This is a genomic window from bacterium, from assembly GCA_040757115.1.
Taxonomy (GTDB): Bacteria; UBA9089; CG2-30-40-21; order CG2-30-40-21; family SBAY01; genus JBFLXS01.
The window spans coordinates 1-9,418 of sequence record JBFLYA010000146.1 but is presented as its reverse complement, the minus strand read 5'-3'; the positions used below and the strand labels follow the sequence as shown (position 1 = coordinate 9,418).

Below are 9,418 nucleotides of genomic sequence, written 5' to 3'. Positions count from 1 at the left end.
TAATTTACAAGTATTTTTGCATTTTGCATTGTAATTTTGATATTTGCATTTTGATATTTACATTAAAGTTCTTCTTGCTATCGCTCTCCCCAAAAGAGGAACCTATTTATGAAAAAGCAATTAGGTTTGCTTTCCTGCTTGCCAGAAGCGAGGCTAAAGCCTCGCACTACAAATCTTTTTATTATTCGTGTTCATTCGTGGCTATATCCATGAACGGTTACCTTCAATTAGAGAACGCTACCCTACTGTGTTTTTGTGGTAACAATTTTATCTCTTTAATAGAATACCATTTAACTTCAAATTTTGTCAACAATTTTTTTCTCTGCGTCTGTGCGGTGAACGGTTACCCATTTTCCATTATTTACACCTTCAGACGGCTAAAGTGTTACCGGGAATGTTAGTTCAACGAAGAGAGCATTTTAAATATATTTGGGAATCTTTTTTCTTCGGTATGAGGTAGAAAAAGGGCGGCGATGTATTCATTCATAAATTCAGAATTATCTGAAAGCTCAATATTTGTCATTGAATTAGCAATCTGTTTTACCTGCTCGAACATCTCTTTTGATAGGGCACAAAGTGTTGTTCCAGGTAAAGAGCCATTTCCGATAAATATAAATTTTGAAGATGAGACCTCTGGTAAAAGACCGATTGTAATTGCCTTTTCTATCTCAAGGTGAAATCCCAGATTCCCCGCAACGATTATCTTAGAAATATCCATAATACTAAGACGGACACTATTAAGTAATGTGCAAATACCAGCATACATAGCGCCTTTGGCACGAATAAGGTCATCAATGTCAGGTTCGGTAATAACTATATCGCTGGCGATGTCAGTCTGGTCTGCGTAACAAAGAACATATTCCTTTATCCCCTGCGTCGTTCTAATTCGTGGGGTATCGATATTGGTATTAAACTTACCCTTTTGAGATATTATTCCCGTCTCCAATAACTCGGCGACTAAACTAATCAATCCTGCACCACATATTCCCTTTGGAGATTTATGACCAATCGTAATAAGCATTGGTTCATAATCATTACCTATTTCTACCTGCTCGATAGCGCCAATGGTTGCTCGCATTCCATGTTTTATTGTGCCTCCTTCAAAGGCAGGTCCGGCTGAACATGAGGTTGTGATTAACCAATCTTTATTTCCCAGAACTACCTCACCATTAGTGCCAATATCTATGAACAGGGTTAATTCATCAGATTGAAAAAGCCCTGTTCCAAGCACACCGGCGGTAATATCCCCACCAACATAACTTGCCACTCCGGGCAAAATATAAAGATGGACATATTCAGGAAATTCAAGCCCAATTTTGGAGGCTTGAATCTCAATAGATGAATTTGTTACCGGAACATAAGGTGCCTCACGCAGATATTTAGGTGTAATTCCGGCTAATAAATGCACCATTGTCGTATTTCCTGCGGCAACAAGATAGGATATTTCCTGGCGGGTGATATTTTTCTCGTTAAGTATTTGAGTGATGAGTAATTCTATGGTTTTGACCACCGCCTCTTGCAATATTTTAAGCCCATCACCCTTTAACGAATACACTATCCGCGTAATCACATCTTCTCCGTAGCCAATCTGAGCATTGTAGTCTGAGACCGTGGCGAGAATCTCTCCTGACGAAAGGTTAATTAATCGAACATAAATTGAGGTTGTCCCAACATCAATGGCAAGGGCAAAATGTCTATCCTGTGTATTCCCCTCTTCGATATTTACTATCTTTGGTTTATTTTTCTCCTCTTCAAGTAAGGTTAGAGTAATCTTAAAGTTTGATTCTCTCAAGGTCTGTGGCAGTTTGTTTAAAGAAAAAAGGTTAATTGAACAATCTTTATATGTTGACTTAATTGCTCTTTTAACACGGGAGAAATCATCGATATTATCCTCTTTAGTTGGTGGGGGTAATTCAAGATAGTATTTATTCAATAGGGGGTCGAGTTTATAATCTGGTCTTATGTCTTTCAGGGATTCCGGGATAAGGAGTCGTTTTGAAACAGATTCTTCCAGCAAGCGTTTATCTGAAAATTGGGATTCTGCCGGAATTCGGACAGTTAGGTTACTCTTTATCTTAGAAACACAGGCTAATCTGTAGCCCTTTTTTATTTCTTCAGCCGTGAGTTTTTCTGATATTCCGCCTTCGATTGTGCCTGATTCAATGATAACCTTGCATTTCCCACAGGTGTGATTTCCACCGCAAGAGGCGGTAATATAAAGCCCAGCCGCCGCCGCCACACGAAGCAAACTCTCACCATCAGCCGCATTACCTATTTCTCCACCTGGATAAAAGATAACCTTATGTTGTTCCATACCATAGATAATTATATGTGATTTAAGGCATTTTGTCAACCGCTATTTGCAAAGAACCTAATACACGGGTGCGTGTAAAATTTATGGGTAAAAATATTCTGAGAGTTAGACCTGAAATTAAATCAAATATCAAAATGCAAAATTACAAATCAAATTTCAAAAAGGACTTCAAGTATTTTAACGCTGAAATGTAGTAGATAGTTGATAGTTTATAGTTGATAGTTTATAGTTGAAGGACTATAAACCATAAACTATAAACCATAAACTATAAACTATAAACCATAAACTATAAACTATAAACCATAAACTATAAACTATAAACCATAAACCATAAACTATAAACCATAAACCATAAACTATAAACCATAAACTATAAACTATAAACTATAAACGAGTTTTGCATTTTGCTCTTTGGAGGAAATTGATAAAAATAGAGGTGTTAAAAGTTACCCACAAATTTTACATACACCCTAATACACAGTTTTCTTGACTTCTTATCAAATCTATGGTATAATTACCTTGATGGATATTTTAAAAGACCTGAATCCACAACAAAAAGAAGCAGTGTTACATACCAATGGACCTTTATTGGTTTTAGCCGGGGCTGGTTCGGGCAAAACCCGTGTAATTACCTATCGAATTGCTCATTTACTTACTCAAGGTGTAAAACCAGAGAATATCCTTGGCGTAACATTTACAAATAAAGCCGCAGATGAGATGAAAAAGCGTGTAGAACTTCTTTTAGGAAACTTCTTTAGTCGCCCAAGATTCTGGATTAGCACATTTCATTCTGCCTGCGTGAGAATCCTCCGCGCTCACCTTAAAAACTATAATTTTACTATCTATGACGAAGAAAACCAACTTAGCCTGGTCAAAGAATGCTTGAAAGAAATAAATCTTGCCCTCCAACCAAAGACTGTCTTATCAAACATATCCAAGGCAAAAGAAAATTTAATCAAACCTCAAGAATACCAAACGGCTAATTACTTTGAAGAAAAGATTAAACAGGTATATGAATTATATCAAACTAAATTAGACGAAAATAATGCCTTAGATTTTGATGATATTTTGATGAAAACCATTCTTTTGTGGCAAGAATCTCCAGAAATTTTACAACTTTATCAGAATAGATTTAAGTATATCTTAGTTGATGAATATCAGGATACAAACTATATTCAATATCTCTTTACCAAAATGTTAGCCCAAAAACATAAGAATATCTGTTGTGTCGGAGATGATGACCAATCAATCTATTCTTTTAGAGGGGCAGATATTAGCAATATATTAGAATTTGAGAAGGACTATGATAATGTGAAAATTATCCGTTTAGAGGAAAATTATCGCTCGACTGAGGTAATTTTGACCATTGCCAATCGGGTGATAAATCATAATCTCAGTCGCAAAGGAAAAACACTCTGGACAAAAAAGAAAGGTGGTAGTCCCGTAATAACTTATATTGCCTCTGATGAACACGCTGAGGCGTCTTTTGTTGCCAGAAAGGTTACAGAAATGAGTAATCAAGGAATTAAATTAAACGATTTTGCCGTGTTATATCGAGTTAATGCCCAATCGCGTGTCTTAGAAGAGGCATTTCGACGGGCAAATATTCCTTACTCGCTTATCGGTGGCATTAGTTTTTATGGCAGAAAGGAAATCAAGGATGTATTAGCTTACCTGAATATCATTGCTAACCCACAGGATACTTTAAGTTTAAAACGAATCATCAATGTCCCCGCACGCAAGATTGGCAAAACAACTATCCAAAAAATAGAGGAATTTGGCTTTCAAAAAGGCATTCCTCTCTACCAGGCACTAAAACAAATAGATAGTGCTGACCTCTTATCTAAAACTACAACCACTTCGATTATAAAATTTGTAGAATTAATGGAAAATTTCACAAAACTTAAAGACTCCAAAAGTGTGCTTGAATTGACAAATGAGGTTATTGTTAAAACAGGATATATGGAAGACTTACAGGAATTAGAAGAAACCGACAGAATTGAGAATATAAAAGAGTTTCTTATCAGTATCGAGGAATTTGAGGCAACAAATGAGGATAAAACTTTAGAGGCATTTTTGTCTAATATCTCGTTATACACTAATATTGACCGTTGGGATAATGAATCAAACAAAGTCAGTCTAATGACCTTACATTCAGCCAAAGGATTAGAATTCCCTTATGTATTTATTACTGGGGTAGAAGAGGGGTTACTGCCGCATTTCAATGCTGACGATGAAGAAGAAGAAAGACGACTTTGCTATGTGGGAATGACTCGAGCCAAAGAGCAATTATTCTTGAGTTATGCGATGAATAGAAGATTATATGGCAGTGGATTTAGAAAACCCTCAAGATTTCTGCTTGAGGGAAAAGGACAGATTTGAAAAAGTAAAGTAACTATTCAGCCACAGATGGACACGGATGAAACACTGAAAATTCGTGACCTGAAAATAATCCGCAGATTACACAGATTTTCGCAAGATTTTACCGCAGAGGACACAGATTTCTCCCTTTCTCCGTTTCTCCTGTTTCCCCCTTTCTCCTCTGCCCTCTGCCTTCTGCTCTCTGCCTTCTATCTTCTGACCTCTGTATTTATCCGTGCTAATCCGTGTTAATCAGTGGCTGAATAGTTACCTTTCGTGAAACCCTATCATATTCCTGGAATATATCTATATTCGAGAAGGGCTTTTGTAGAATCTTGCTGGATTTTTTCAAATGGGTTTTTGATTTCCATAAAGTCTAATAGGCGTTTAAGTGACTTTTCTTCCTCAACAACTACTGGTTCACCTTCAATATTTGCCAATTTAGCCGTGAATTTTATTACATCTTCATAAGTTCCTAATTCATCGATTAATCCAACTTCCTTTGCCTGCTCACCGGTGAATATCCGACCATCAGCAAGGCTCATTAGTTTTTCTTTCTTAATCTCTGGTCTGTTTTCAGCCACAACATTAAAAAATTGGTTATAGGCATTATCAATTACTCCTTGAAGGATTACTTTTTCTTCTTCATTCATTTCTTTAAAAGCAGAACCAATATCTTTATATTTCCCACTTTTAATGATATTAAATTTTACCCCTACCTTTTCAAGAAATCCATGGATACTGGGCAGAGTCATAATGACACCAATACTACCGATTAAAGAACCCTGATTAGCCACAATTTTATCTGCACCACAGGCAATATAATATGCCCCTGAGGCGGATATGTCTCCAATGGAAACAACTACTTTTTTCTTTGCCTTTTTAAGTTCTTGTATTTGCTGATATATCTCTTGAACTGCGGCAACTGTTCCGCCGGGGCTATTTATTCTTAATATTACTGCGGCAATATTTGGTTCTTTCTTAAATTTTTTAAGTTGGTCAATGATATATTGTGTGCCACGAAATGGTTTATACAACCCCCCAACATCATCTGAAAGAGTAATCGCTCCATAAATATGAACTACTGCTATCTTCTTTTTTTCTGGCAATAATCCCTTTGGGAATAATGCCTCTTCTACAATCTGTTCCTGGCGAAGGAAAATCGAATAGACTCCCAGACCAATTGAAATTATACACAAAAGTAAAATAGCTGTAACAACTAAGCTTTCTTTTTTCATTGTTTATCTTCCAACTAATTTTCTAAAGGTTTCTGCATCATGAGAGGCGGCATAGGCCTCTTCAAAGGAAACTAAATTTTTTTGATATAGAACTTTTAATGCCTGTTCTACTGTCTGCATTCCAAATTGTCCGCCCGTATGGATAAGAGTAGTCATCTGGTGAGTTTTTCCTTCACGAATCAAGTTTCTAATCGCCGGTGTGCCCATAAGGATTTCTACGGCAACAACTCTACCTTTTCCATCAGCTCGAGGAATCAATACCTGAGAAATCACACCTTCTAATATCAGTGATAATTGCATCCGAACCTGAGGTTGTTGTTCTGATGGAAAAGAATCAATAAGCCTATCAATAGCTAAAACCACACCACTGGTATGCATCGTTGCCAGAACCAGATGACCGGTTTCAGCCGCTAAAAGTGTCAAACTCATCGTTTCTAAATCACGCATCTCACCAACCATAATCACATCAGGGTCCTGCCGTAATACCCGGCGTAAAGCATTACTAAAAGATTTAGTATCTACGCCTAACTCCCGTTGATTAATAATTGACATCTTATCCTCAAAAACATATTCAATTGGGTCTTCAATCGTAACGATATGTTTGCGTTGAGTTAAATTGATATTATTCATTATCGCGGCTAATGTTGTCGATTTACCACTGCCAGTAGGACCTGTAACAATAACTAATCCACGCTGTAAATTAGACAATGTCCCTAAAACTGGTGCCGGTAGCACCAACTCCTCAAAATTCCTTATTTTAAGTGGGATATGGCGAAATACCGCTCCAAAAGTCCGTTGTTGCTGAAATAAATTCACTCGAAATCGACCTATCCCTTCTGCCGTATATGCCGTATCTAACTCTGACTCCTCCTCAAATCTCCTTTTTAGTTCATCCGTCGTTATTGCATTTACCATTGCTTTTGTGTCATCTTTAGTCAGAACACTATATCCTTCAATAGGATACAGTTTCCCATAAATTCGTAATGAAGGTGGACTGCCGACTTTCATATGTAAATCAGAAGCCTCCTTTTCTATCATTTTTTTAAGTAATTCATTAATATTTACCATTTTTAACCCCCTTTTTTTTAGTAGAACGCTCTCGGATAAAACTGAGTGTTGATTTTATTGGTCTTCTCCAACAGACAAATTTTCGACCTGTGCGGTTAAATGTAAAATGGATAATGCAAAATGAGAAATGTAAAATGAAAATGTATAACTGAAAGGTAATGAGTCTTGCGAAGTCCTAAAATTTCCCATTTTTCATTTCCTATTTTACATTTTACATTTATTTTTCCTTTGCGTCTCTGCGATGAATTAGTCTAATCGCACAGGTGGCAAATTTTCTTCCCCTCCATAGTGAAGGAGAAAGAAACACGGAGGAAGGTCTTTTACCCTCGCTCCTTTAACCTTTTTATCCAACCTGTATCTACTATATTTCTAACAATAGCATATTTTTTAACTTTTGTCAAGAGGCTGACCGAGAATTTTTTTAAAAATATCTTCTACTATTTTGGTAAAACCTACTAAAATTGTAACTATTCACCACGAAGGGCACGGAGAGCACGAAGTGAAATTTGATGAATTATCGAATTCATGAAGCTCAAATATTGACATATATGGTAATAAATCAGTTATTTGGGGAAATGAACATTAACCTGCGGAGGACAAAGCAATGAAAATAGTAGGCAAGTAGGTAGTAGGTAAGTAGGAAAGGGATAAAGGATGTGCACGGTATTCCTCTTCTGGGGGCAATGTCTCCCCCTTTCCTACTTTCCTACTCTCCTACTTCCTACTTTCAGGAGAATCCCCCATTTCACTGACCCATTACCATATATGAAATTGGCAAATATCAAGGTTGGTCTATTGATAAATTTCAATGTGGAAAGATTAAAAGAAGGCATAAAGGGATTTGTTCTGTAACATCTTTATGTCCTTCGTGCTCTTCGTGGTGAATAGTTACCTCAAATTTTTACAAAATTCCAACTTCTCTTAAAACCGCTGCTAATTTAGGTTGTTGAATCGCATATTCCTTGAGCGCCTTTTCTATCCTTTCTTCTCTCTCCTCAAGTTCCTTTGCTTTTTTAACCGCAGGGGCAAGGGCTGTCCTCCTATCCCAGATAACAAAGCCTGCTAATGCAAACATACCTGCTAAAATGACATAAAGCAAATCCTTCAAATCATCTATCCGCTTGTTTGTATCATCTATCCGTTTGTTTATATCATCTATCCGCTTGTTTAAACTGGTCTCAAGATTATCTATCCGCTGATTTACATAAACAATCTCTCTTTGAATTTCCTCCCTTACAATCTTCCTTATCTCCTCAATATCCTGTTTGGTTAAATCAGCATAGGCAACAGATGTCCACATCATCCCCCAAACTATACCAAAAACTACTAAACTAACTATTTTCTTCATTTGGTCAGAAATCCTCCTTCAAATCCCATCCTCAACGATTTTGGTTTGTTGTTTAGAATTACAATCTACAAAATTAGTTAGGTATCTTTTAGAGAACCTACCCCTTTGTTAAGCATATCACAATATATTATTTCTGTCAACAATTTTTTATTATTTTCAGCAATTCTCGGTGAAACATAATTATCAAAAACCCTCTTATCCCTTTTTTAACTGATAGGAATTTACTTTTTTGGGCATTTTTTGCTTCGCAACATTTCTAACGGGGTTTGCCCATGATGGGAATATTTTACCAAAATCTTTCCCTGGAGTTTCGTTAATTTAAGGAGCCATTGAGGCTATCTTGAATCCTTATCAATCTGTTTATTTTGCTCAAAGAGGGCAAAATTAGGCTCAAAAGCCTGATGATTTTTTTGCAACTTATCCTTTGAAGTTGAGTTGATAAAAAATGCTTCACCTATTTTCTTCCCTTTGTCTCCTTTGCGTTACTACTTTGTGCCCTTTGTGGTTTATCCTTTTTTAACCGCAAAGAACGCAAAGATTAAAGGCAAAAGGAATCATAAAAAATTCACGAAACACCAGTTACATGGAGTATTCACTAATTCATATCATAAGATTTTGATCATAAATGAAAAATTGGAGTATCTTTACATCTATATCCAATCTATTCTTTTTCAATGGATTATATCAATTTTAGTTAATTTCTGCCTCTTTAATAAGCCTTATATCTTAACGCCTATGGGTCAACAACTCCCTAAGCCCCTTTATTAAGGGGGAATATTTGCTTCTTATTCGTGTGCATTCGTGTTGACAAAAAGGCAAAAACTTTATAGAATTGATATTATGCAATATTCATCAAATTATATAGATGAAAAGATATGTCAACACTCACTTGATTATAGAATTCACTTGAACAACTGTTTATCATAATCGTAGGCATAACCGAAGAAGTGGACATCTTTTTCAAGTCTTATGGTGAAATGTCAAGTAAAAAATTAAGTTTTTTTAAAAATATTTTTCTTGACTTATATCCCTAAAAAGGCACAAAAATAGTATGTTCGGATACAAGTGAATTTTTTAAATATCCAAATT

At 36.1% G+C, this 9,418-nt stretch carries 6 protein-coding genes and 1 pseudogene; 3 read left to right on the top strand and 4 right to left on the bottom strand.

Features of this window, described 5'->3' with window-relative positions:
- A partial coding sequence (locus tag AB1422_12720; GenBank protein MEW6620174.1) for a hypothetical protein occupies nucleotides 1-401 on the top strand: 401 nt, incomplete at its 5' end.
- Here AB1422_12720 and AB1422_12715 read toward each other — a convergent pair.
- Complete coding sequence (locus AB1422_12715; protein MEW6620173.1) at nucleotides 398-2,314, bottom strand: ASKHA domain-containing protein; 1,917 nt, start codon at nucleotides 2,312-2,314, stop codon at nucleotides 398-400. The two genes, AB1422_12720 and AB1422_12715, sit on opposite strands and share 4 nt — an antisense overlap.
- A gap of 522 nt (nucleotides 2,315-2,836) precedes the next feature.
- Here AB1422_12715 and AB1422_12710 point away from each other — a divergent pair.
- Nucleotides 2,837-4,696: a UvrD-helicase domain-containing protein gene (locus AB1422_12710; protein ID MEW6620172.1), complete on the top strand. Its 1,860-nt coding sequence runs from the start codon at nucleotides 2,837-2,839 to the stop codon at nucleotides 4,694-4,696.
- A 266-nt stretch (nucleotides 4,697-4,962) separates the two neighbouring features.
- Here AB1422_12710 and sppA read toward each other — a convergent pair whose 3' ends face one another.
- Complete coding sequence (gene sppA / locus AB1422_12705; GenBank protein ID MEW6620171.1) at nucleotides 4,963-5,913, bottom strand: signal peptide peptidase SppA; 951 nt, start codon at nucleotides 5,911-5,913, stop codon at nucleotides 4,963-4,965.
- 3 nt (nucleotides 5,914-5,916) lie between these two features.
- Nucleotides 5,917-6,981 carry a type IV pilus twitching motility protein PilT gene (locus AB1422_12700; GenBank protein MEW6620170.1) on the bottom strand — a complete coding sequence of 355 codons (1,065 nt, stop codon included), beginning with the start codon at nucleotides 6,979-6,981 and terminating at the stop codon, nucleotides 5,917-5,919.
- 756 nt (nucleotides 6,982-7,737) lie between these two features.
- Here AB1422_12700 and AB1422_12695 point away from each other — a divergent pair.
- Nucleotides 7,738-7,833, top strand: a pseudogene (locus tag AB1422_12695) (GxxExxY protein).
- Between the two features lie 49 nt (nucleotides 7,834-7,882).
- Here the strand turns inward: AB1422_12695 and AB1422_12690 are convergent.
- On the bottom strand, nucleotides 7,883-8,329 hold the full coding sequence (locus tag AB1422_12690) for a hypothetical protein (GenBank protein MEW6620169.1): 447 nt from the start codon (nucleotides 8,327-8,329) through the stop codon (nucleotides 7,883-7,885).
- Nucleotides 8,330-9,418 lie beyond the last annotated feature (1,089 nt).